Genomic DNA, 21,183 nt, shown 5'->3' with positions numbered 1-21,183 from the left:
GTAGTCCGGATACGGCATCGACACACGCGTCGCAACCGCGTTGCCACCCGGCGTCGATGCCGTCAGCGGTGCGCCCGCTCTCGTGGCGCACACGGCTCGTGGGGCGCACACGGCTCACGGGGCGGCGGGCAGGGTCACCTCGAAGCGGCAGCCGCCCGTCACATTGTGTACGTGGGCGCTGCCGTCGTGCGCCTCGACGATGCCCCGTACGATCGCGAGCCCGAGGCCCGCGCCCGCCGGAGGCGTCCGGGCCTGGCTGCCGCGCCAGCCGGTGTCGAAGACCCGCGGCAGGTCCTCCTCGGGGATACCGCCGCAGCCGTCGGTGACCGAGAGCACGACGGAGTCGTCGCGGCGCTCCGCCGCGACCGCGACCGTGCCGTCGGCCGGTGTCCGCCTGATCGCGTTGACCAGCAGATTGGCCAGTACGCGGGTCATCTCCTTGCCGTCCACCTCGACCGGCACGGGCTCCACCCGGTCCCCCACGAGCCGCACCCCGTGCTCGCGGGCGAGCGGGTCGGCACCCGCGAGGGCCTCGCCGACCAGGTCGTACACGGACATCCGGGTGGGGCTGAGGGCGAGCGCGCCGGCGTGGATACGGGAGAGCTCGAAGAGGTCGCCGACCATGCTGTTGAGCCGCTCGACCTCGGTGCGGATCTGCTTGAAGTACCGCTCGGGGTCCTGGACGACGCCGTCCTCCAGCGCTTCGGACATCGCGCGCAGCCCGGCGAGGGGGGTGCGCAGATCGTGCGAGATCCAGGCGACGAGCTCCCGGCGGGAGGTCTCCAGCGCGCGTTCCCGCTCCCGGGACACGGCGAGTTTCGCACTGGTGGCTTCGAGTTCCCTGCTCAGCTCGGCGAGCTCGGCGGTGGCGGCGAGTCCGGGGGCGGCGAAGCTGCCGTCGTCGCCGAACGTACGGGCCGCGAGGGCGAGTTCCCGGCTGCGGGCGACAACCCATCGGCCGAGCAGCAGCGCGGTGGCGAGCGAAACGACAGCGGCCATGGCGGCGACCGTGGTGACGACGGTCAGGTCGTGCGGGGACAGGAACATCGCCTGGGCGACCGCGAGGGTTCCGGCGAGCATCGCGACGACCGTGACCGCGGCGACGACGGTCAGCGACACGGCGACCGAGCGGTGCCGCAGCATCCGCAGGACGAGCGCTCCGAGCAGCCCGGCCACGGCCGCGCCCAGAAACGCGAACAGGGCGATGAGGAGGAAGTCGCTCATGCCGGTCATCCCCTCTCGGCGGGCTGTCCGGCGGACTGTTCGGCGGGCAGCGGCACATCGAAGCGGTAGCCGACACCCCAGACCGTCTGGATCAGCCTCGGCCGGGCCGGATCGTCCTCGATCTTGCCGCGCAGCCGGCGCACATGGACCGTGACGGTCGACAGATCGCCGAACTCCCAGCCCCACACCTCCTGCATCAGCTGTTCGCGCCCGATCGCCTGCCCCCGGTGGCGCATCAGATGGGCGAGGAGGTCGAATTCCCTGAGGGTGAGCGACAGTTCGGCGCCGTCCTTGGTGGCGCGGCGTGCCGTCGGGTCGACGGTGATCCCTGCGCAGCTGAGCACCGGGCCACCGCCGGGCCGGCCGGCGGCCGCGGCCCGGCTGCGGCGCAGCACGGACTCGACGCGCAGCACCAGTTCGCGCGGGCTGAACGGCTTGGTGACGTAGTCGTCCGCGCCGACTTCGAGGCCCAGGATCCGGTCGTCCTCTTCCCCGCGTGCGGTCAGCATGATCACCGGCACCGGGCCCTGGCCGCGGAGCCTGCGGCACACTTCCAGGCCGTCCATGCCGGGCAGCATCAGGTCCAGGACCACCAGGTCGGGCCACCGGTCCCCGGCGGCCCGCAGGGCCTGCGGGCCGTCGGCGGCGCGCTGCACCGCGAAGCCCGCCCGCTCCAGATAGCCGGTGACCACTTCGGCGACGGTCGGATCGTCGTCGACGACGAGGATGTTCTGCATGGGCCCAGTGTCGTCCGTCAGGGGCCGTGGGTGCGCAACCGGGTCCCTTACGGATCCGTGACGGTTCATGAATCCCGGTCGGGCACGGGACGCCCGATGCTACGGCGTCCGGGACGCCCGACGCGTACACGCCGGATGCGTACACGCCGGATTCACACACGCCCGATGCGTACACGCCGGTTTCGTACGCGCCCGCTTGGTACGTGCCCGATGCCTGCACGCCCGCTTCCCGCACGCCGGCTTCGTACACGCCCGGTTCGCACACGCCTGCTTCGTACACGTCCGATTCGTACAAGACGCCGGCCACGCCCCGTTCCTACGTTGGGCCCATGACTCCACGACTCGATGCCATCGGCCTGGTCGTCGCCGACATGGCCGCTTCTCTCGCCTTCTACCGCCGCCTCGGCCTGGACGTCCCGGAAGGGGCGGACTCCGAGCCGCATGTCGAAGCGGCGCTGCCCGGCGGGCCGCGCGTGCTCTGGGACACCGAGGAGACCATCAGGTCCTTCGATCCCGGCTGGACCCGGCCCGAGGGCGGTGACCGCGTCGGTCTCGCCTTCCTCTGCGACAGCCCCGCCGAGGTGGACAGGCTGTACGAAGACCTCGTCGCCGCAGGACACCGCGGCCACCTCAAGCCCTGGGACGCGTTCTGGGGGCAGCGCTATGCGATCGTGCTCGACCCGGACGGCTGCGGGGTCTCGCTGTTCGCGGACGCGGAGCCGGCGGCCAGCTCGGCGTAGCGGCCGAGGGTGAGCCCGGCGAGGTCCCGCATCTCCCGCGCGAGGTGCGCCTGGTCGGCGCAGCCCACGGCGAGCGCCGTCTCGGCGTACGGCACCCCGGCCCGTACCAGTCTCAGGGCCCGCTGCAGCCGCAGTACGCGGGCGAGGGTCTTCGGGCCGTACCCGAACGCGTCGAGGGATCTGCGGTGCAGCTGGCGCGCACCGAGCCCCACGGCACCGGCAGCCTGGGCGACGCTCAGCCCGGCGCCCAGGCCCTCGGCGACGGCCCGCAGGCGCGGGTCGGGCGGCGGTCTGTCCGCCGCGTGCCTCAGCGCCACGGCCTCCAGCCCGGTCACCGGGTCCGGTGCGTCCCCGATACGCTCCGCGAGCCTGCGGACCCGCTCCGCGGGCCAGAGGTCCGTGAGCTCCACGCGGCGGTCCAGCAGTTCGTGCGCGGGCACGCCGAAGAAGGCGGGTGCGGCGCCGGGTGCGAACCGTACTCCCGCGTAGCGGGCGCCCGCGCCGCCGGGTGGCTGTGCGTGCGTGTCGGGACCGGCGACGAGCAGCCGTCCCTCGGTCCACAGCAGGTCCATGCATCCGTCGGGCAGCACGGGAAGGACCGGGCCGGTGCCGGGCTCACTGCGCCAGACGACGGCCCCGTCGAGCAACGAAGCCCGTTCCTCGTACATGGTGCCGAGGCTAGGGGGTGTCCGGGCGCTCGGGCCAGGCCCGCCCGATCGGCCGGGCAGGGCACTACACGCGGGGTCCGGGGCCGGACAGGGCACTGCACGCGGGGTCCGGCGGCGGACAGGGCACACGCAGGTCCGGGGGAAGACGCTTCAGGCCTTCGGCTGACCGTTGTCGCGATGGTCCCGCGAGCTCTGGAAGCGGGACTTCACATCGTCCGGCGGCAGGAACTTCGACCAGCGCTCCGGGAACTCCGACGGCATGTCCCCGCCACCCTCCTCCGCGTCCTCGCTCTCCCCCTCCGCGGCCCGGGCCCGGGCCACCAGCTCGGCGGCGTGGGCGGCCCGGACGCGCTGGTTCGCGGCGCGGGCGGCGGCGGTGGCGACCGACGGCCAGACACGGTCGATGGCGGCGTTGACCGCGGCGCCGACAAGGACCGCGAAGGCGGAGATGCCGATCCAGAGGAGGACGGCGATGGGCGCGGCGAGGGAGCCGTAGATGGTGGGGCCCTCGACGGTGCTGGTCAGGTAGATCCGGAGCAGGAAGCTGCCGAGCACCCACATGCCGAGGGCGACGAGCGCGCCCGGGATGTCCTCGGCCCACGGCGAACGGACCGGCACGGACACGTGGTACAGCGTGGTGAGGAAGGCGATGGACAGCAGGATCACCACCGGCCAGTACAGGACGCTGACGACTTCCGTGCCGAAGGGGACGAGTTCCACGACCCGGTCCGGACCGACCACTGCGAGCGGCAGGACGACCGCGCCGATCAGCAGCGCGACGAGGTAGAGCAGGAACGCGAGCAGCCGGGTGGCGACGATGCCCCGCTGCCCGTCGAGCCCGTACATCACGGTGATGGTGTCGACGAAGACGTTCACGGCCCGCGATCCGGACCACAGGGCGATCGCGAAGCCGAGCGAGACGACGTCGGGCCGGCCGCCGCGGGTGACGTCCTCCAGCAGGGGCTTGGCGATCTCGTTGACGCCGCGGTCGGACAGGACGGTCCTGGCCGCTCCGAGGATGTTCTCCTGGATGGAGGCGACGGTGGTGGTGCTGGTCCACGTGTCGACGTATCCGAGCAGTCCGAGCACGCCCAGCATCAGCGGCGGCAGCGACAGAAGGGTGAAGAACGCGGCCTCGGCGGCGAGTCCGAGGATGCGGTACTCGATGCACGAATTGACGGTGTCCTTGAGCAGCAGCCAGGCCAGCTTCCGCTTCGAGACGTTGCGGTAGAGGACTCGGGCCCGGTGGAGCCGGCCGGAGGGGGGCCGCTCGGGTGTTTCATTTGCTGCCTGCACCTCCTTACCGTATCGGCATGGCAACCAGCACCCACACAGTGACCAACCAGGCTCCGCCCCTGGTGGGGTACGACGTTTTCGCCTCGGACCGGGCGCTGTCCGAGGCGGTGGAGCGGCACGTCGAGCCCGGGCTCCTGGAGACGGCACGCGAGGAGCTCACCGAGCTCGGCCGGAGCGCGGGCTCGGCCCAGGCCCTGGAGTGGGGGGTGCAGGCCAATGAGAACCCACCCGTTCTCCGCACGCACGACCGTTACGGCAACCGGATCGACGAGGTGCAGTTCCATCCGGCCTGGCACCGGCTGCTGGGCAAGGCGGTCTCCGCGGGGCTGACGAACGCCTGGGGCCGGCCCGGCGGGCATGTGCGGCGCGCCGCGGGATTCCTGGTGTGGACGCAGGTCGAGGCCGGGCACGGCTGTCCGGTGTCGATGACGCACGCGGCGGTGCCTGCGCTGCGTACGGACCCGCGGCTCGCGGCTGAGTGGGAGCCGCGGCTCACGTCCCAGGTGTACGAGCAGGGCCTGCGGCCCGCGGCGGACAAGGCCGGTTCGCTGTTCGGGATGGGCATGACGGAGAAGCAGGGCGGCAGTGACGTACGGGCGAACACGACCCGCGCGGAGCCGCTGGCCGCGGACGGCGAGTACCTGCTGACGGGGCACAAGTGGTTCTGCTCGGCGCCGATGAGCGATGGCTTCCTGGTGCTCGGGCAGGCCTCCGGCACCACGGGACAGGGTGGTCTGACGTGCTTCCTCGTGCCCCGGGTGCTGCCGGACGGCACGCGCAACGTGTTCGCGATCCAGCGGCTGAAGGACAAGCTGGGCAACAGGTCGAACGCGTCGAGCGAGGTCGAGTTCGACGGGACGTGGGCGCGCCGGGTCGGCGAGGAGGGGCGCGGGGTGCGCACCATCATCGAGATGGTGGCGGCGACCCGGCTCGACTGTGTGATCGGCTCGGCGGCGCTGATGCGGCAGGCGGTGGCGCAGGCGGTGCACCATGCCGCGTACCGCAGCGCGTTCGGCGGTCTGCTCATCGACAAGCCGCTGATGCGGAACGTCCTGGCCGATCTGGCGCTGGAGTCGGAGGCGGCCACGACTCTGGGGCTGCGGCTGGCCGCGGCGTACGACTCGGACTCCGAGGCGGACCGGGCACTGCTGCGGCTCGCGGTGCCGGCCGCCAAGTACTGGGTGACCAAGCGGTGCACGCCGGTGGCGGCCGAGGCGCTGGAGTGTCTGGGCGGCAACGGCTATGTCGAGGAGTCCGGGATGCCCCGGCTGCTGCGGGAGTCGCCGCTGAACTCGATCTGGGAGGGGTCGGGCAATGTGCAGGCGCTGGATGTGCTGCGGGCGCTCCAGCGGGAGCCGCACGCCCTGGACGCCTTCCTGCAGGAGATCGGGCGGACCCGTGGCGCCGACCACCGGCTGGACGGGGCGGTCAAGGGGCTGCTGACCGAGCTGGCCGACCTGGAGTCCGTGGAGGTACGGGCGCGGCGGCTGGTCGAGCGGATGGCGCTGGTGCTCCAGGGCTCGCTGCTGGTGCGCTGGGCGCCGCCGGAGGTGGCGGACGCGTTCTGCGCCTCGCGGCTGGGCGGGGACTGGGGCGCGGCGTTCGGGACGCTGCCGTACGGGCTCGATCTGGCGGCGGTCGTGGAGAGGGCGCGCGTAGAGGTGTGAGCGGCGCGAGTTGACCGGTCAGGGGGCGGGCGGGCGGCTCATGAGCCGCTCGCCGCAACCATGCGCCCCATGCCCGCGCCGGGGCGGCGACCTGCGACGACAGCGGAGGGTGGTGCTGCGCCGACACGGCACCACCCTCCACTCATGTCACCTTCGTGCAAGGGACTGTCGTTGGCCAGAGTTGCAGACCGTTGCAGGAGATGTGCGAACACGGCTTCCGGGCGGATGTGTGCGCGGCACGATGGAATCGGACGGTTCGCGGTGTGCCGCTCACCGAGCAGAACCGATACGGCACGGCTTACCGCATTCAGCGCCGCCGACGGCGGGGGGTACCGGATGAAGAACGACGCACTCGACATGGCACGGCTCGCGACCATGGACGGCACGCGTGCGACACGCCTGCTTCATCAGGTCCACGCCGCGACTCTGGCGGGCCGGCGCCCGCCGATCGCACCCCGCCCGGTCATCGACGCGTCATGGCAGCGGATGCTGCGGCTGGGCGTCGATCCCGACCGTTCCACGAGCAGTGTGCTGCTGGAGCGTGACGAGCTGGAGCACCGGCGGCGTGCGACCGTGCTCGGCGAGGTGATGCGCACCCTCAGTGGCGGGCTGACCGAGATCGCCGACGCGTCGCTGCAGATCATGGTGGTGACGGACGCTCAGGGCCGGGTGCTGTGGCGGGAGGGCAACGCGGGGGTGATCCGGAAGGCCAACACCATCTGTCTGGAGGAGGGCGCGGCCTGGAGCGAGGACACCACCGGCACCAACGCCATCGGCACCGCTCTGGCGGCGCGCCGCCCGGTGCAGGTCCACTCGGCCGAGCATTTCGTGCACACCCTGCACAACTGGACGTGTGCGGCGGCGCCGGTGCACGACCCCCGCGACGGGCAGCTGCTCGGCATCGTCGATGTCAGCGGCCCCGCGTCGAGCTTCCACCCGGCGACGCTCGCCCTCGTCAACTCGGTGGCGCGGCTCGCCGAGGCGGATCTGCGCGAGCGGCATCTGCGGATGGTCGAGCGGCTGCGCTCGGTGGCGGCGCCGATCCTGTGCCGGCTGGACGGCCGGGCGCTGGCGGTGGACGTGCACGGCTGGACGGCGGCGGTGACGGGCATGACGCCGGTGGACCGGCTGCCGCTGCCCAAGTCCTTCCGGGCGGGGCGGGTCTGGCTGCCATCGCTGGGCATGTGCACGGTGGAGCCGCTGCCGGGCGGCTGGCTGGTACGCCCCGACGAGTCCAGAGCGGCGGAGTCGGCGGGCCGCGTCGTGCTCGACCTGAGCCGCGCCCGCCGCTGGACGGTCGCCGTCTCGGGACCCGCGGGCAGCTGGACCCAGGAGCTCAGCCCGCGCCACGCCGAGCTGCTGTACGTGCTGTCGAAGCACCCCGAGGGGCGTACGGCGGCGGAGCTGGCGGCGGACGTGTTCGGCGACCGGACCCGTACGGTGACGGTGCGCGCCGAGATGTCGCGCGTACGGCGTTATCTCTCGGGTGTGCTGGCGCACCGCCCCTACCGCTTCAGTGAGGAGGTCGAGGTGGAGGTCGTCCGTCCCGACCACCCGGCGGACCTCCTGCCCCACTCGTCGGCCCCGGCGATCACTGACGAGCGGCCCGGCTTCTAGGTCCTGCCCCCGGCTTTTTGGAGCCGGGGCGCGGGCATGGTTCCCTGGCGGCCATGAGCATCACTGTGACCACGTGGTCCCTGGAGCAGACCTCGTCCGCCGATCTGCGCCCGGCCGCCGAGCCCGCGGGAGACGTGCGGATCGTACGGGCGGAGGTGCCGTCGCCCGAGTTCAGCCGCTTCCTCTATACGGCGGTCGGCGGCGACATCAGCTGGACCGACCGGCTCGGTCTGACGTACGCGCAGTGGCAGGAGGCCGTGAGCAGGCAGGGCGTGGAGACCTGGGTGGCGTACGAGAAGGGAACGCCCGCCGGGTACGTCGAGCTGGAGGCGCAGGACGAGGGCGTCGTCGAGATCGTCTACTTCGGGCTGATCCCGGCGTTCCGGGGGCGGCGGATCGGTGGCCATCTGCTGTCGTACGGCACCGCCCGCGCCTGGGATCTGGCGGACCGCTGGCCGGGCCGCGCCCCGACGAAGCGGGTCTGGCTGCACACCTGCTCCAAGGACGGGCCGCACGCGATGGACAACTATCTGCGACGCGGCTTCACGCTGTTCGACACCAAAGTCGAGGAGGAGCCGGAGGCCGGGAACCCGGGCCCCTGGCCCGGCGCCGGCGTCTGATTCCCGGCCCTCTTTCACGTGATCTTCCTGACCCTCCTGCACATGATTACCGGCGCTCTTTCACGATCTGCGTGATCAACGACACACTGTCTCGCACTGCGGGACAGTGTTGTCCACATTTTGGATAGCGGTGGACTGGGTCCAAAGTCCCGTGACACGCTTCCGTCATGTCTCGAGCTGGAATTGCCTTGGTGAGTCGGCGGCACGTCGACCTCGGCCGCATGTCCAGCGCCATGTGTCCGGTGCGCTGAGAGCACAGCACCACCGCGATCCCCGAGATATCCCCGTCTTCTGCGCACCGCCGCGCCACTCCCCTGACAGGAGTGCGCGTGTGCAGGTCAGAGCCGCCCTCCCGCCACCCGACCGCCACCCCTCATCGACGGCGCTGCGCGCCGACCCCTTCCCACTGCAGTTCCGAAGGACATACCGCCATGGCCGCTACCCCCGAAACGCCTGCCTCCGCCACGCCCCGCCGCAAGGCCGGACGCCACCGCGGCGAGGGCCAGTGGGCCGTTGGCCACATGACACCGCTGAACGCCAACGAGCAGACCAAGAGGGACGACGACGGTCTCAATGTGCGGACACGCATTGAGACGATCTACGCCCATCGCGGATTCGACTCGATCGACGGCGCGGACCTGCGCGGCCGGATGCGCTGGTGGGGTCTGTACACCCAGCGCAAGCCCGGGATCGACGGCGGCAAGACCGCCATCCTGGAGCCGGAGGAGCTGGACGACAAGTACTTCATGCTGCGCGTCCGGATCGACGGCGGGCGGCTGACCACCGAGCAGCTGCGGGTCATCGGCGAGATCTCCCAGGAGTTCGCGCGCGGCACGGCCGACATCACCGACCGGCAGAACGTCCAGTACCACTGGATCCGCATCGAGGACGTTCCCGAGATCTGGAACCGGCTGGAGGCCGTCGGCCTGTCGACGACCGAGGCCTGCGGTGACACGCCACGTGTCATCCTCGGCTCGCCCGTCGCGGGCATCGCCGAGGACGAGATCATCGACGGCACCCCCGCCATCGACGAGATCCACCGCCGCATCGTGGGCAACAAGGACTTCTCCAACCTCCCCCGCAAGTTCAAGTCGGCGATCTCCGGTTCCCCGCTGCTGGACGTGGCGCACGAGATCAACGACGTCGCCTTCGTCGGGGTGAACCACCCCGAGCACGGTCCCGGCTTCGACCTCTGGGTCGGCGGCGGCCTCTCCACCAACCCCAAGATCGGTGTCCGGCTGGGTGCCTGGGTGCCGCTGGACGAGGTCCCGGACGTCTACGAGGGCGTCATCTCGGTCTTCCGTGACTACGGATACCGCCGGCTGCGCACCCGTGCCCGGCTGAAGTTCCTCGTCGCGGACTGGGGCGCCGAGAAGTTCCGCCAGGTGCTGGAGGACGAGTACCTGCAGCGGAAGCTCGTCGACGGCCCGGCGCCCGAGCAGCCCGTGCAGCAGTGGCGCGATCACGTCGGTGTGCACAGGCAGAAGGACGGCCGCTTCTACGTCGGCTTCGCGCCGCGCGTCGGCCGTGTCGACGGTGCCACGCTCACCAAGATCGCCGAGGTGGCGGAGGCGCACGGCTCCGGCCGGCTGCGTACCACCGCCGAGCAGAAGATGCTCGTCCTCGACGTCGAGGAGCCGCAGGTCGAGTCGCTGGTCGCCGCTCTGGAGTCGCTGGACCTGCGGGTCAGCCCGTCCCCGTTCCGGCGCGGCACCATGGCCTGCACCGGTATCGAGTTCTGCAAGCTGGCCATCGTCGACACCAAGGCCCGTGGTGCCTCGCTGATCGACGAACTCGAGCGCCGCATCCCCGAGTTCGACCAGCCGATCACGATCAACATCAACGGCTGCCCGAACGCCTGCGCCCGTATCCAGGTGGCGGACATCGGTCTCAAGGGTCAGCTGGTCCTCGACGACGACGGCAATCAGGTCGAGGGCTTCCAGGTGCACCTGGGCGGCGCGCTCGGTCTGGAGGCCGGCTTCGGCCGCAAGGTCCGCGGCCTGAAGGTCACCTCCGCCGAGCTGCCCGACTACGTCGAGCGCGTCCTCAAGCGCTTCCAGGCGGAGCGCGAGGACGGCGAGCGCTTCGCCACGTGGGCGGCGCGTGCGTCCGAGGAGGCACTGTCGTGAGCGCCGGGGCCACCTCCCACGCCCGTAGGGCAGCTGTGGGGACGAGCGGAACGAGGGATGCGGCATGAGCGAACGGGCTGCCCCCTTCTACTGCCCGTACTGCGGTGACGAGGACCTGCGTCCGAGCGAGCAGGGCCACGGTGCCTGGGAATGCGCGGCGTGCAATCGGGCCTTCCAGCTGAAGTTCCTCGGGCTGCTCGCCCGTGGGGTTCAGCGCAATGACGGTGGAGGGGACGAGATATGACGGCGAATCGGACGGAACGGACCAAGGACGAGCTCAAGTCGCTCGCCGAGCAGGCGGGCCGGGACCTCGAAGAGGCCTCCGCCCAGGACATCCTGACGTGGGCGGCCGAGACCTTCGGCCCGCGCTTCTGCGTCACCTCCTCCATGGAGGACGCGGTCGTCGCCCACCTCGCCTCGCGGGCCCTCCCGGGCGTGGACGTCGTCTTCCTCGACACCGGCTACCACTTCCCGGAGACCATCGGGACCCGGGACGCGGTGGCTGCCGTGATGGACGTCAACGTCATCACGCTCACCCCGCGGCAGACCGTGGCCGAGCAGGACGCCGAGTACGGCCCGAAGCTGCACGACCGCGACCCGGACCTGTGCTGCGCGCTGCGCAAGGTCAAGCCGCTGGAGGAGGGCCTGACCGGGTACGACGCCTGGGCGACGGGACTGCGCCGCGACGAGTCCCCGACCCGGGCGAACACCCCGGTCGTCGGCTGGGACGAGAAGCGGCAGAAGGTCAAGATCTCGCCGATCGCCCGCTGGACGCAGGACGACGTGGACGCGTACGTCGCCGAGCACGGCGTCCTCACCAACCCCCTGCTGATGGACGGTTACACCTCCGTCGGCTGCGCGCCGTGCACCCGCAGGGTGCTGGAGGGCGAGGACTCCCGGGCCGGCCGCTGGGCGGGCCGCGGCAAGACCGAGTGCGGGCTGCACGGCTGATGACGACGACCACCGCCACCGCGACGACCACGACGACCACGACGACGAAGACCGACCAGAACCACCGGGAGAAGCACGTGACTGGGGCCACCATCTGGCTCACCGGGCTGCCGAGCGCGGGCAAGACCACGATCGCGTACGAGCTCGCGGGCCGGCTGCGCGACGAGGGCCACCGTGTCGAGGTCCTCGACGGCGACGAGATCCGCGAGTTCCTCTCCGCGGGCCTCGGCTTCAGCCGCGAGGACCGGCACACCAACGTGCAGCGGATCGGCTTCGTCGCCGAGCTGCTGGCCTCGAACGGGGTGAAGGTCCTGGTCCCGGTCATCGCTCCGTACGCCGACAGCCGCGAGGCCGTCCGGGGGCGCCACGGCGCCGAGGGCACGCCGTACGTCGAGGTGCATGTCGCGACTCCGGTCGAGGTGTGCTCCGTACGCGATGTGAAGGGTCTGTACGCCAAGCACGCGGCCGGCGAGATCAGCGGGCTGACCGGGGTCGACGACCCGTACGAGGAGCCGGAGTCCCCGGATCTGCGGATCGAGTCGCACACCCAGACCGTGCAGGAGTCCGCGGCGTCGCTGTACGCGCTTCTTACCGAGAGGGGACTGGCGTGACCACCAGCGTCAACCACGTGAACGGGACCGCGAGCGGTTCCGGGGACGACAGCCCGTACGCCCTGAGCCACCTGGACGCGCTGGAGTCCGAGGCGGTGCACATCTTCCGTGAGGTGGCGGGCGAGTTCGAGCGGCCGGTGATCCTGTTCTCCGGCGGCAAGGACTCCATCGTCATGCTGCATCTCGCGCTGAAGGCGTTCGCCCCGGCCGTGATCCCGTTCTCGCTGCTGCACGTGGACACCGGGCACAACTTCCCCGAGGTCATCGAGTACCGGGACCGCACGGTGGAGAAGCACAACCTGCGGCTGCACGTCGCCTCGGTGCAGGACTACATCGACCGCGGTGTCCTCAAGGAGCGTGCGGACGGCACCCGCAACCCGCTGCAGACCCTGCCGCTGACGGAGAAGATCCAGTCGGAGCGGTTCGACGCCGTGTTCGGCGGCGGTCGGCGGGACGAGGAGAAGGCCCGGGCCAAGGAGCGCGTCTTCTCGCTGCGCGACGAGTTCTCCCAGTGGGACCCGCGCCGCCAGCGGCCCGAGCTGTGGAACCTGTACAACGGCCGGCACGCGCCCGGCGAGCACGTGCGCGTGTTCCCGCTGTCCAACTGGACCGAGCTGGACGTGTGGCAGTACATCGCCCGGGAGGGCATCGAGCTGCCCGAGATCTACTTCGCGCACGAGCGTGAGGTTTTCGCCCGTAACGGCATGTGGCTGACCGCGGGCGAGTGGGGCGGCCCGAAGGACACCGAGACGCCTCAGAAGCGGCTGGTTCGCTACCGCACCGTCGGCGACATGTCCTGCACCGGCGCCGTCGACTCCGGCGCGGTGACCCTGGAGCAGGTCATCGCCGAGATCGCCGCCTCCCGGCTCACCGAGCGCGGCGCCACGCGGGCCGACGACAAGCTCTCCGAGGCCGCGATGGAAGACCGCAAGCGCGAGGGGTACTTCTAGCCATGACCAGCACCACCGAACCCACCGAACCCACCGAACCCACCGAGACACTGTCCGTCGAGCAGCTGTCGGCGACGACCCTGCTGCGGTTCGCCACCGCCGGGTCGGTCGACGACGGCAAGTCCACCCTCGTCGGGCGGCTGCTGCACGACTCCAAGTCGGTCCTCGCCGACCAGCTGGAGGCCGTGGAGCACGCCTCCCGCAGCCGCGGTCAGGACGCACCCGACCTGGCCCTGCTCACCGACGGCCTGCGCGCCGAGCGGGAGCAGGGCATCACCATCGACGTCGCGTACCGCTACTTCGCCACGCCCCGGCGCCGGTTCATCCTCGCCGACACCCCCGGGCATGTGCAGTACACGCGCAACATGGTGACGGGTGCCTCCACCGCCGAGCTGACGGTCGTCCTCGTGGACGCCCGCAACGGCGTCGTCGAGCAGACCCGCCGCCACGCCGCGATCGCCGCGCTGCTGCGTGTCCCGCATGTGGTCCTGGCGGTCAACAAGATGGACCTCGTCGACTACCAGGAGTCCGTCTTCGCCGCCATCGCCGAGGAGTTCACGGCGTACGCGACCGAGCTGGGCGTCCCGGAGGTCACCGCGATCCCGATCTCGGCGCTCGCCGGCGACAACGTCGTGGACCCGTCCTCGAACATGGACTGGTACGGGGGTCCGACGGTGCTGGAGCACCTCGAGACGGTTCCGGTCAGCCACGACCTGAGCCACTGCCACGCCCGGCTTCCCGTGCAGTACGTGATCCGGCCGCAGACCGCCGAGCACCCGGACTACCGGGGGTACGCGGGGCAGATCGCGGCCGGTTCGTTCCGCGTCGGCGAGCAGGTCACCGTGCTGCCGTCGGGCCGCATGTCGCGGATCTCCGGCATCGACCTGCTCGGCGGGCCGGTCGACGTCGCCTGGACCACCCAGTCGGTGACCCTCCTGCTGGAGGACGACATCGACATCTCGCGCGGCGACCTGATCGTGCCCAGCAAGGACGCGCCGGCCATCACGCAGGACATCGAGGCGACCGTCTGCCACGTCGCCGACCAGCCGCTGACCGTCGGTCACCGCGTGCTGCTCAAGCACGGCACCCGTACGGTCAAGGCGATCGTCAAGGACATTCCGTCCCGTCTCACGCTCGACGACCTGTCCCTGCACCCGCACCCGGGACAGCTCGTCGCCAATGACATCGGCCGCGTGAAGATCCGCACCGCCGAGCCGCTGCCGGTCGACTCCTACGCCGACTCCCGGCGCACCGGCTCGTTCATCCTGATCGACCCGGCCGACGGCACCACGCTCACCGCGGGCATGGTCGGCGAGTCGTTCGCCTCACCGGAGCCGGTCAAGGACGAGGCCGAAGACGACGGTTGGGACTTCTGACATGAACTCCGGCGACTACTACTCCACGTTCGCGAAGGAGGGCGGCCGCGTCGGCAGCGGTGCTCTCGGCAGCGGTCAGGGCGGAGTGGCGCGATGTGTGCGCTGACGTACGCGCACTGCCTGCGCGCCCTCACCCCCCACCGCCGTAGACGAAGACCTGCCGACCTCCCGGCCACGGCCTGAAAGACCGTGACCGCCGGGCCTCCGAGAGGAAAAGCCTCCCGTGCCTGCATCGCGTTCCAGCCGTACGGCCCGCGCCACCCTGCGCCGCACCGTCGCCGCTGCCGCCGCCCTCCCGCTGCTCGCCGTGGCGCTCACCGCCTGCGGCTACGGCTCCCAGGCCAAGGACGACAAGACCGAGGTGGCGGCCAAGGGCGAGAAGCTCTCCGCGGACACCGTCCGTATCGGCTACTTCCCGAACCTCACCCACGCCACGGCCCTCGTCGGCATCCAGGAAGGCCTGATCCAGAAGGAGCTCGGCGGCACCCAGATCAAGCCGCAGACCTTCAACGCCGGCCCGTCCGAGATCGAGGCCCTCAACGGCGGATCGCTCGACATCGGCTTCATCGGCCCCTCGCCGTCCATCAACGCCTATGTGAAGTCCCAGGGCAAGAACCTGCGGATCGTCTCCGGCTCCGCATCCGGCGGTGTGAAGCTCGTCGTCGACCCGGACAAGATCAAGACCCTGGACGACGTCAAGGGCAAGAAGATCGCCACTCCGCAGAAGGGGAACACGCAGGACGTGGCGTTCCTCAACTGGATCGCGGAGAAGGGCTGGAAGGTCGACTCCGAGAGCGGCAAGGGGGACGTCTCCGTCGTCCGTACGGACAACAAGGTGACCCCGGACGCCTATAAGTCCGGCTCGATCGACGGCGCCTGGGTGCCGGAGCCGACCGCGTCCAAGCTGGTCTCCGAGGGTGCGAAGGTCCTCCTCGACGAGGCCGCCCTGTGGCCCGGCAAGAAGTTCGTGATCACGAACGTCATCGTGTCGCAGACGTTCCTCGAGGAGCACCCGGACGTCGTCGAGGCCGTACTGCGCGGCACGGTGAAGACGAACGCGTGGATCAACGCCAATCCGGACAAGGCCAAGGCGTCGGCCAACGCGCACCTGAAGGCGGAGACCGGCAAAGAGCTCGCCGCGAAGGTCATCGACCCGGCGTGGCCGGGGATCCAGATCACCGACGACCCGCTGGCCGCCACGCTGAAGACGCAGTCCGAGTGGGCGGTCGAGGCCGGGCTGATCGAGGAGCCCGACCTCAACGGCATCTACGACCTGACGCTCCTGAACAAGGTGCTGAAGGCCGCGGGCAAACCCGAGGTCGCCGACGCCGGTCTCGGCGTCAAGTAACCCGTATTCCTTTCCCAGGAGGTGACGACCATGGCCACCGCGCTTGCCAAGGCTGCCGAGGACACCACGACGGTGTCGCACGCCGCCCGGATCGAGCACGTCTCGAAGTCCTTCTCCGGCCCGGCCGGATCGCAGCTCGTGCTGGACGACATCAGCCTCGATGTCGCGCCCGGCGAGTTCGTCACCATCCTGGGAGCCTCGGGCTGCGGTAAGTCCACGCTGCTCAACCTGGTCGCGGGGCTCGACGCGCCGACCGCCGGGTCCATCGACACGCCCGGCGGGCGGCCCGCCCTGATGTTCCAGGAGCACGCCCTCTTCCCGTGGCTGACCGCGGGCAAGAACATCGAACTGGCCCTGCGGCTGCGCGGGGTCCCCAAGTCCGAGCGCCGCGGCGAGGCCGAGCGGCTGCTGGAGCTGGTCCGGCTCGCCGGTGCGTACGGCAAGCGTGTCCACGAGCTGTCGGGCGGTATGCGCCAGCGCGTGGCACTGGCCCGCGCGCTCGCCCAGGACAGCGACCTGCTGCTGATGGACGAGCCGTTCGCGGCGCTCGACGCCATCACCCGGGACGTCCTGCACGGCGAGCTGACGCGGATCTGGGAAGAGACCAACCTGTCGGTCCTCTTCGTCACGCACAACGTCCGTGAGGCCGTGCGGCTCGCCCAGCGCGTGGTGCTGCTGTCCTCGCGTCCGGGCCGGGTGGCCCGCGAGTGGACGGTCGGCATCCCGCAGCCGCGACGCATCGAGGACTCCGCCGTGGCGGAGCTGTCGATCGAGATCACTGAACAACTGCGTGGGGAGATCCGCCGCCATGGCCAGCACTGACACCGCCCCGAAGCAGGACGACCTCGCCGGTCTCGAGGCCGGTCTGGACGCACTCGACGCGGTCGAGATCCGCCGTACGCCCGTCCGCGAGGTCCTCGTCAAGAAGGTCCTGCCGCCGGTCGTGGCCATCGGCCTCGTGCTGGTCGTCTGGCAGCTCCTCGTCTCCGCGAAGGTCACGTCCGGGGACAAACTGCCGGCCCCGTCCGCAGTGTGGACCGGTGTGACCGACATGTGGCTTCAGGGCACTCTGCTGGATGTCGTCTGGACCAGCGTTTCGCGTGGTCTGTTCGGCTTCCTGCTGGCCCTGGCCATCGGTACGCCGCTGGGCCTGCTGGTGGCGAGGGTGAAGTTCGTCCGCGCCGCGATCGGCCCGATCCTGTCGGGTCTGCAGTCGCTGCCGTCGGTGGCGTGGGTGCCGCCCGCCGTCATCTGGCTCGGCCTGAACGACTCGATGATGTACGCGGTCATCCTGCTCGGCGCGGTCCCGTCGATCGCCAACGGACTCGTCTCCGGTGTCGACCAGGTCCCTCCGCTGTTCCTGCGGGCCGGGCGCACCATGGGTGCCACCGGGCTGAGGGGCACCTGGCACATCGTCATGCCGGCCGCGCTGCCCGGTTATCTGGCCGGCCTGAAGCAGGGCTGGGCCTTCTCGTGGCGCTCCCTCATGGCCGCCGAGATCATCGCGTCCTCGCCGGACCTCGGGCTCGGCCTCGGCCAGCTGCTGGAGAACGCCCGCAACAACATCGACATGGCCGGGGTGTTCCTCGCGATCCTCCTCATCCTGATCGTCGGTATCGCCATCGACCTGCTGATCTTCAGCCCGCTGGAGCGGTGGGTCCTGCGCAGCCGCGGTCTGCTCGTCAGGAACTGAGCGTCTCCCATGCACAACCCGCACAGCCCTGTTCTGCTCGTCATCGCCCACGGCAGCCGCGACCCGCGGCACGCCGAGACCGTGCACGCGCTCGTACGGCGGATACGGTCGCGGAGGCCCGGGCTGCGGGTGTCCACGGCGTTCCTCGACTTCAACGCACCGTCGGTCCCGCAGGTGCTGGAGCGGATGGCGAACGACGGCGTACGGGACGTGGTGGCGCTGCCGCTGCTGCTGACCCGGGCCTTCCACGCCAAGGCCGACATCCCGTCCGTGCTGAACGAGGCGCGAGCCAGGCATCCCCGGCTGCGGATCACGCAGGCCGAGGTGCTCGGCCCGTCGCCGCTGCTGCTGGAGGCGGTGGAGCGGCGGCTGTACGAGGCCGGGGCCGGGCTCACGCCGGAGGACAAACGCTCGACCGGGGTCGTCCTGGCTTCGGCGGGCTCATCCGACCCGGAGGCGATCGCAGTGATCGCTGACATGGCGCGGGAGCTGCGGCACACCGGTTGGTGCGCCGTGCGGCCTGCGTTCGCCTCCGCTGTATCCGCCGCGAGCCGTTCCCGTACCGAGGACGCGGTACGGGCGCTGCGCGCCGAAGGCGTCGCCCGGGTGGCGGTGGCGCCTTACGTCATCGCCCCGGGCCGCCTCCCGGACCGTATCGCCGTGGGCGCCGGCGAGGCGGGCGCGGACGTGCTCGCGGATGTGCTGGGCCCGGCCCCCGAGCTGGCGCGTCTGCTCCTGGAGCGGTACGACGAGGCGCGCGCGGACCGGCACGTCGCCTTGGCGGGCTGAGCCGGCTGCGGGCGGCCCGCCTGGCGAAGCGACGCGGGCCCCCGGCGGCTCAGTCGGTGTTCAGCTTGCCCGTGCGGGTGCGCTTGAGCTCGAAGAAGTCGGGGTGGTTCGCGAGCACCCGGAAGCTGTCGAACAGCCGGCCCGCCTCTTCGCCGCGCGGAACGGAGTTGAGGACGGGGCCGAACCAGACGGCGCCGTCGACGTGGATGGTCGGAGTGCCGACGTAGCCGTCCGCCGCGGGGTCCTTGCCCGCGTCGTGGCTGCGGCGCACCGCGTCGTCGTACGCCGTGTCGTGTGCGGCCGCGGCGAGCCCGGCCGGCAGGCCGGTCTCCGCCAGCGACTCGGCGATCACGGTGTCGAAGTCCTCGGCCTTCTGCCGGTGGATGCGGGTGCCCATGGCCGTGTACAGCTCGCGCAGGACCTGCTCGCCGTGCTGTTCTGCCGCGGCGACCGCGACCCGTACCGGGCCGATGGACCGGTCGACGAGGTCCCGGTACCAGTCGGGCAGGTCGTTGCCGATGTTGTGCAGGTAGAGGCTCATGGGGCGGAAGCGCACGTCGATGTCGCGCTGCTGCTCGACCTCCAGGATCCAGCGAGAGGTGATCCAGGCGAAGGGGCATGCGGGGTCGAAGTAGAAGTCGACGGCGGTCCTGCTGTGTTCGGTCGTCATGGTCACGACCCTAGGCGAGGAATGTCCCTTCCCCCAGGGCCAATTGACGCCCGCCCCTCTGGGCCATTCACCACCTGCGGCGCGGACCGTTCAGCAGCCGCGGCGCGGACCGTTCAGCGTCCGGGATGCGGTGGCCGGACCTCCAGGAACCGGTGACGGGCGCGCCCGCGGTAGAGCAATGCGTCCCAGCCGAGCCGCTCCAGCACCCGCGCGCATGCGGTGAGGGCGGTCTCCTCCTGGCCGGCGGCCCCGCTGCCGTGCGGTCCGAGCCATTCGACCGTGACCGCCCCAGGCTCCCCCTCCCCCGCCGTCCCTTCCCGTACGCGGTATCCCGTCGCCACTCGCTGCCCGGATCCGTCCACGGCGGACGGGGTGATCCCCGAGGCTTCGAGCGCGAGCGCGACGGCCCGCACCATCCGGCCGCGCTCCCAGGCGGCCGGTATCGCCTCCGGGTCGGCGGCTTCGGTGTTCGTCAGCCGGCGGATCTGCAGCATCCCCTCGAACGCGACCCGCACCTCGGCCGCGCGCGTCTCGGCCGCCCGTGGCCCGCCGGCCCGCGGCGGCCCGTCCCCGTCGTCGTACATGGAAAGGACGATAGGCCGCGGCACTGACATCGGCCGGGCCGGTCTCCGGGCCGGTCTCCGGGCCGGTCCTGCCGGCACACTCCCGGAACGCGTTCGCTCGCCGTCCGGAGGAGGCTCATCCGGAGGAAGCCCGTCGGGACGAAGCCATCCGGAGGAAGCCATCCGGAGGAAAAGCGGGCCCCGGCCGGGATCCCACCGGGCCGGGAGGACATGTCGGCTCTGCGGTGACACGACCGTGGCGGTGCCGTGACAGCCACGGCGCCTTCCTCGGACACCCTTACGACAAGGAGGCCGACATGTCGATTCACTACCACAAGCGGATCACGATCATCCCGAAGCTGATGCACCTGAACATCGGCACGCACGGCTGGTCGGTGAGTCTCGGCACCCGCCGCGCCCGCCTCACCCGGGACAGCGGGGGCCACAGCAACGCCTCGGTGCGTCTGCCCGGCGGCTTCAGCTGGCGCCGGAACTTTCCTCGGCACTGAACGGCGTGCCCTGATGGAAGTAGAGCTGCCAGGCGTCCCCGGTCCGCCGCCACAGCGAACTGCGGTGGGCGCGACGGCCGTTGGACTGAGTGACGAACGTCAGATGCACGACGTCGTCGGCGAGCTGGGTGCCCTTCATCTCGGAAGCGGTGATGGGCTTGACGCCCTGAGCCCCTTCCTCGACGAGTGAATCGATGATCGCGTCGCGGTCCCAGCGCCGCCCGGACACACCGAACTCGAGGAACTCCGGATGCAGCAACCCGGCGAGCAGCGCGGGTGTGGCGCGGACGGCCGGGTCGAGGAGGCGCAGTTCGCCCTCGATGGCAGCGTCGACGGCAGGGGCCCACTCGATCGTCACGCGTCTCCTCCGGTCATCTCGGCCAGCTTGACGACGGTGTTCCAGTTGCGGGTCGTGGCGACGATTCCCTTGTACAGGCTGGGCCTGCCGAGCGCTGCGGCGAGCTTGGACCGGCCGAGTCCGCCGGGGGCGTACAGATAGAGCGCGCGATCACCGAACCGGAACTCCTCCGGGAGGAATGCCGCCGCGTCGACGGACGCGAACCGCTCGGGGTCCACACGCTCCGACAGGTAGGTGACGTGCAGTTGCCTGCCCTCCAGCCCGGCGGCGGGGAAGGGGCATTTCTCGACGACGGCGCCGAGATAGGAACCGCCACGCACGAGGCAGTCGACGGTGAATCCGAAATGCTTCTCGATGGCCCGCTCGATCCCCTGGGCGAGCCTGTCCTCGTCGTCCCCCGTCGCGCTGGTGAAGACGGCGTTGCCGCTCTGCAGATACGTACGGACGTCGCCGTGGCCCAGTTCCGTCAGCAGCGCGCGGAGGTCAGCCATCGGGACCTTCCGGTGTCCCCCGACATTGATCCCGCGCAGCAGCGCGGCATACGCATTCGTACTCGCCATGAGCACACCATAAGACGGCCGCCGTGCCCCGTGGGGGAGGGCACGGCGGCTGCCGGTTCACGGTCGGGCGTCGCTGACTACTCGACGACCTTCAGGAGCTTGTTGGG

Annotated in this window: 24 protein-coding genes; 16 read left to right on the top strand and 8 right to left on the bottom strand. The window is 71.0% G+C overall.

Features of this window, described 5'->3' with window-relative positions:
- Positions 1-114: 114 nt before the first annotated feature.
- Both AC0699_RS35445 and AC0699_RS35440 read right to left on the bottom strand, forming a co-directional pair.
- Complete coding sequence (locus AC0699_RS35445) at positions 115-1,224, bottom strand: sensor histidine kinase (protein WP_478668926.1); 1,110 nt, start codon at positions 1,222-1,224, stop codon at positions 115-117.
- Positions 1,225-1,229: 5 nt separating this feature from the next.
- The gene (locus AC0699_RS35440; RefSeq protein WP_478668924.1) at positions 1,230-1,961 is read right to left on the bottom strand and encodes a response regulator transcription factor; all 732 of its coding nucleotides are present in this window, start codon (positions 1,959-1,961) and stop codon (positions 1,230-1,232) included.
- A 329-nt stretch (positions 1,962-2,290) separates the two neighbouring features.
- Between AC0699_RS35440 and AC0699_RS35435 the strand changes: the two genes are divergently transcribed.
- Entirely contained in the window at positions 2,291-2,701 is a 411-nt protein-coding gene (locus tag AC0699_RS35435) for a VOC family protein (RefSeq protein WP_478668921.1), read from the top strand.
- On the opposite strand, the gene AC0699_RS35430 is transcribed toward AC0699_RS35435, so the two are convergent.
- Together AC0699_RS35430 and AC0699_RS35425 are read right to left on the bottom strand one after the other, a co-directional pair.
- A complete protein-coding gene (locus AC0699_RS35430) occupies positions 2,623-3,369 on the bottom strand; it encodes a helix-turn-helix domain-containing protein (RefSeq protein WP_478668917.1) in 747 nt (248 codons plus the stop codon). The two genes, AC0699_RS35435 and AC0699_RS35430, sit on opposite strands and share 79 nt — an antisense overlap.
- A 150-nt stretch (positions 3,370-3,519) precedes the next feature.
- Positions 3,520-4,665 carry a YihY/virulence factor BrkB family protein gene (locus AC0699_RS35425; protein ID WP_478668913.1) on the bottom strand — a complete coding sequence of 382 codons (1,146 nt, stop codon included), beginning with the start codon at positions 4,663-4,665 and terminating at the stop codon, positions 3,520-3,522.
- 17 nt (positions 4,666-4,682) lie between these two features.
- Between AC0699_RS35425 and AC0699_RS35420 the strand changes: the two genes are divergently transcribed.
- The 14 genes from AC0699_RS35420 to AC0699_RS35355 all read left to right on the top strand — a co-directional run bounded on the left by AC0699_RS35420 (position 4,683) and on the right by AC0699_RS35355 (position 18,416).
- A complete protein-coding gene (locus AC0699_RS35420) occupies positions 4,683-6,332 on the top strand; it encodes an acyl-CoA dehydrogenase family protein (protein ID WP_478668909.1) in 1,650 nt (549 codons plus the stop codon).
- Between the two features lie 336 nt (positions 6,333-6,668).
- The gene (locus AC0699_RS35415; protein WP_478668906.1) at positions 6,669-7,949 is read left to right on the top strand and encodes a GAF domain-containing protein; all 1,281 of its coding nucleotides are present in this window, start codon (positions 6,669-6,671) and stop codon (positions 7,947-7,949) included.
- 53 nt (positions 7,950-8,002) lie between these two features.
- Positions 8,003-8,569 (top strand): GNAT family N-acetyltransferase, encoded by a 567-nt coding sequence (locus tag AC0699_RS35410; RefSeq protein ID WP_478668902.1) that lies wholly within the window; start codon positions 8,003-8,005, stop codon positions 8,567-8,569.
- Between the two features lie 167 nt (positions 8,570-8,736).
- Positions 8,737-8,820, top strand: a complete 84-nt coding sequence (locus tag AC0699_RS35405) for a putative leader peptide (RefSeq protein WP_361290638.1) — start codon at positions 8,737-8,739, stop codon at positions 8,818-8,820.
- A 180-nt stretch (positions 8,821-9,000) separates the two neighbouring features.
- Positions 9,001-10,698: a nitrite/sulfite reductase gene (locus AC0699_RS35400; protein WP_478668897.1), complete on the top strand. Its 1,698-nt coding sequence runs from the start codon at positions 9,001-9,003 to the stop codon at positions 10,696-10,698.
- A 64-nt stretch (positions 10,699-10,762) separates the two neighbouring features.
- A complete protein-coding gene (locus tag AC0699_RS35395) occupies positions 10,763-10,942 on the top strand; it encodes a hypothetical protein (RefSeq protein WP_467981777.1) in 180 nt (59 codons plus the stop codon).
- Entirely contained in the window at positions 10,939-11,649 is a 711-nt protein-coding gene (locus AC0699_RS35390; RefSeq protein WP_478668891.1) for a phosphoadenylyl-sulfate reductase, read from the top strand. The genes AC0699_RS35395 and AC0699_RS35390 overlap by 4 nt, the downstream gene beginning before the upstream one ends.
- Positions 11,649-12,260 (top strand): adenylyl-sulfate kinase, encoded by a 612-nt coding sequence (cysC, locus tag AC0699_RS35385; protein ID WP_478668886.1) that lies wholly within the window; start codon positions 11,649-11,651, stop codon positions 12,258-12,260. Before AC0699_RS35390 ends, cysC begins: the two co-directional genes overlap by 1 nt.
- A complete protein-coding gene (gene cysD / locus AC0699_RS35380) occupies positions 12,257-13,210 on the top strand; it encodes a sulfate adenylyltransferase subunit CysD (protein WP_478668883.1) in 954 nt (317 codons plus the stop codon). The genes cysC and cysD overlap by 4 nt, the downstream gene beginning before the upstream one ends.
- Positions 13,211-13,212: 2 nt before the next feature.
- Positions 13,213-14,586, top strand: coding sequence for a sulfate adenylyltransferase subunit 1 (locus AC0699_RS35375; RefSeq protein WP_478668879.1), 1,374 nt, complete (start codon positions 13,213-13,215; stop codon positions 14,584-14,586).
- Between the two features lie 223 nt (positions 14,587-14,809).
- The gene (locus AC0699_RS35370) at positions 14,810-15,934 is read left to right on the top strand and encodes an aliphatic sulfonate ABC transporter substrate-binding protein (protein WP_478668876.1); all 1,125 of its coding nucleotides are present in this window, start codon (positions 14,810-14,812) and stop codon (positions 15,932-15,934) included.
- Positions 15,935-15,964: 30 nt separating this feature from the next.
- Complete coding sequence (locus AC0699_RS35365; RefSeq protein ID WP_478668873.1) at positions 15,965-16,756, top strand: ABC transporter ATP-binding protein; 792 nt, start codon at positions 15,965-15,967, stop codon at positions 16,754-16,756.
- Positions 16,743-17,627 (top strand): ABC transporter permease, encoded by an 885-nt coding sequence (locus tag AC0699_RS35360; protein WP_478668869.1) that lies wholly within the window; start codon positions 16,743-16,745, stop codon positions 17,625-17,627. The genes AC0699_RS35365 and AC0699_RS35360 overlap by 14 nt, the downstream gene beginning before the upstream one ends.
- Positions 17,628-17,636: 9 nt before the next feature.
- Positions 17,637-18,416 carry a sirohydrochlorin chelatase gene (locus tag AC0699_RS35355; RefSeq protein WP_478668865.1) on the top strand — a complete coding sequence of 260 codons (780 nt, stop codon included), beginning with the start codon at positions 17,637-17,639 and terminating at the stop codon, positions 18,414-18,416.
- A gap of 49 nt (positions 18,417-18,465) precedes the next feature.
- On the opposite strand, the gene AC0699_RS35350 is transcribed toward AC0699_RS35355, so the two are convergent.
- A complete protein-coding gene (locus AC0699_RS35350) occupies positions 18,466-19,086 on the bottom strand; it encodes a mycothiol-dependent nitroreductase Rv2466c family protein (protein ID WP_469773168.1) in 621 nt (206 codons plus the stop codon).
- Positions 19,087-19,199: 113 nt separating this feature from the next.
- Positions 19,200-19,670 carry a hypothetical protein gene (locus AC0699_RS35345; RefSeq protein WP_478668859.1) on the bottom strand — a complete coding sequence of 157 codons (471 nt, stop codon included), beginning with the start codon at positions 19,668-19,670 and terminating at the stop codon, positions 19,200-19,202.
- Positions 19,671-19,966: 296 nt separating this feature from the next.
- On the opposite strand from AC0699_RS35345, the gene AC0699_RS35340 reads away from it, so the two are divergent.
- A complete protein-coding gene (locus AC0699_RS35340) occupies positions 19,967-20,158 on the top strand; it encodes a DUF4236 domain-containing protein (RefSeq protein ID WP_469773166.1) in 192 nt (63 codons plus the stop codon).
- Here AC0699_RS35340 and AC0699_RS35335 read toward each other — a convergent pair.
- Positions 20,127-20,516: a nuclear transport factor 2 family protein gene (locus tag AC0699_RS35335; protein WP_478668853.1), complete on the bottom strand. Its 390-nt coding sequence runs from the start codon at positions 20,514-20,516 to the stop codon at positions 20,127-20,129. The genes AC0699_RS35340 and AC0699_RS35335 overlap by 32 nt on opposite strands.
- Entirely contained in the window at positions 20,513-21,076 is a 564-nt protein-coding gene (locus AC0699_RS35330) for a DUF1697 domain-containing protein (protein WP_478668850.1), read from the bottom strand. Before AC0699_RS35330 ends, AC0699_RS35335 begins: the two co-directional genes overlap by 4 nt.
- Between the last annotated feature and the right edge of the window lie 107 nt (positions 21,077-21,183).

The organism is Streptomyces sp. NPDC043870, from assembly GCF_056435785.1.
The sequence above is the reverse complement of the archived record's forward strand: the minus strand, read 5'-3'. Positions and strand labels throughout refer to the sequence as shown.

What these genes read in the sequence shown, in the direction of transcription:
- AC0699_RS35445 (WP_478668926.1), bottom strand. Translation starts at nt 1,224, where the DNA reads ATGAGCGACTTCCTCCTCATCGCCCTGTTCGCGTTTCTGGGCGCGGCC.
- AC0699_RS35440 (WP_478668924.1), bottom strand. Translation starts at nt 1,961, where the DNA reads ATGCAGAACATCCTCGTCGTCGACGACGATCCGACCGTCGCCGAAGTG.
- AC0699_RS35435 (WP_478668921.1), top strand. Translation starts at nt 2,291, where the DNA reads ATGACTCCACGACTCGATGCCATCGGCCTGGTCGTCGCCGACATGGCC.
- AC0699_RS35430 (WP_478668917.1), bottom strand. Translation starts at nt 3,369, where the DNA reads ATGTACGAGGAACGGGCTTCGTTGCTCGACGGGGCCGTCGTCTGGCGC.
- AC0699_RS35420 (WP_478668909.1), top strand. Translation starts at nt 4,683, where the DNA reads ATGGCAACCAGCACCCACACAGTGACCAACCAGGCTCCGCCCCTGGTG.
- AC0699_RS35415 (WP_478668906.1), top strand. Translation starts at nt 6,669, where the DNA reads ATGAAGAACGACGCACTCGACATGGCACGGCTCGCGACCATGGACGGC.
- AC0699_RS35410 (WP_478668902.1), top strand. Translation starts at nt 8,003, where the DNA reads ATGAGCATCACTGTGACCACGTGGTCCCTGGAGCAGACCTCGTCCGCC.
- AC0699_RS35405 (WP_361290638.1), top strand. Translation starts at nt 8,737, where the DNA reads ATGTCTCGAGCTGGAATTGCCTTGGTGAGTCGGCGGCACGTCGACCTC.
- AC0699_RS35400 (WP_478668897.1), top strand. Translation starts at nt 9,001, where the DNA reads ATGGCCGCTACCCCCGAAACGCCTGCCTCCGCCACGCCCCGCCGCAAG.
- AC0699_RS35395 (WP_467981777.1), top strand. Translation starts at nt 10,763, where the DNA reads ATGAGCGAACGGGCTGCCCCCTTCTACTGCCCGTACTGCGGTGACGAG.
- AC0699_RS35390 (WP_478668891.1), top strand. Translation starts at nt 10,939, where the DNA reads ATGACGGCGAATCGGACGGAACGGACCAAGGACGAGCTCAAGTCGCTC.
- cysC (WP_478668886.1), top strand. Translation starts at nt 11,649, where the DNA reads ATGACGACGACCACCGCCACCGCGACGACCACGACGACCACGACGACG.
- AC0699_RS35375 (WP_478668879.1), top strand. Translation starts at nt 13,213, where the DNA reads ATGACCAGCACCACCGAACCCACCGAACCCACCGAACCCACCGAGACA.
- AC0699_RS35365 (WP_478668873.1), top strand. Translation starts at nt 15,965, where the DNA reads ATGGCCACCGCGCTTGCCAAGGCTGCCGAGGACACCACGACGGTGTCG.
- AC0699_RS35360 (WP_478668869.1), top strand. Translation starts at nt 16,743, where the DNA reads ATGGCCAGCACTGACACCGCCCCGAAGCAGGACGACCTCGCCGGTCTC.
- AC0699_RS35355 (WP_478668865.1), top strand. Translation starts at nt 17,637, where the DNA reads ATGCACAACCCGCACAGCCCTGTTCTGCTCGTCATCGCCCACGGCAGC.
- AC0699_RS35350 (WP_469773168.1), bottom strand. Translation starts at nt 19,086, where the DNA reads ATGACGACCGAACACAGCAGGACCGCCGTCGACTTCTACTTCGACCCC.
- AC0699_RS35345 (WP_478668859.1), bottom strand. Translation starts at nt 19,670, where the DNA reads ATGTACGACGACGGGGACGGGCCGCCGCGGGCCGGCGGGCCACGGGCG.
- AC0699_RS35340 (WP_469773166.1), top strand. Translation starts at nt 19,967, where the DNA reads ATGTCGATTCACTACCACAAGCGGATCACGATCATCCCGAAGCTGATG.
- AC0699_RS35330 (WP_478668850.1), bottom strand. Translation starts at nt 21,076, where the DNA reads ATGGCGAGTACGAATGCGTATGCCGCGCTGCTGCGCGGGATCAATGTC.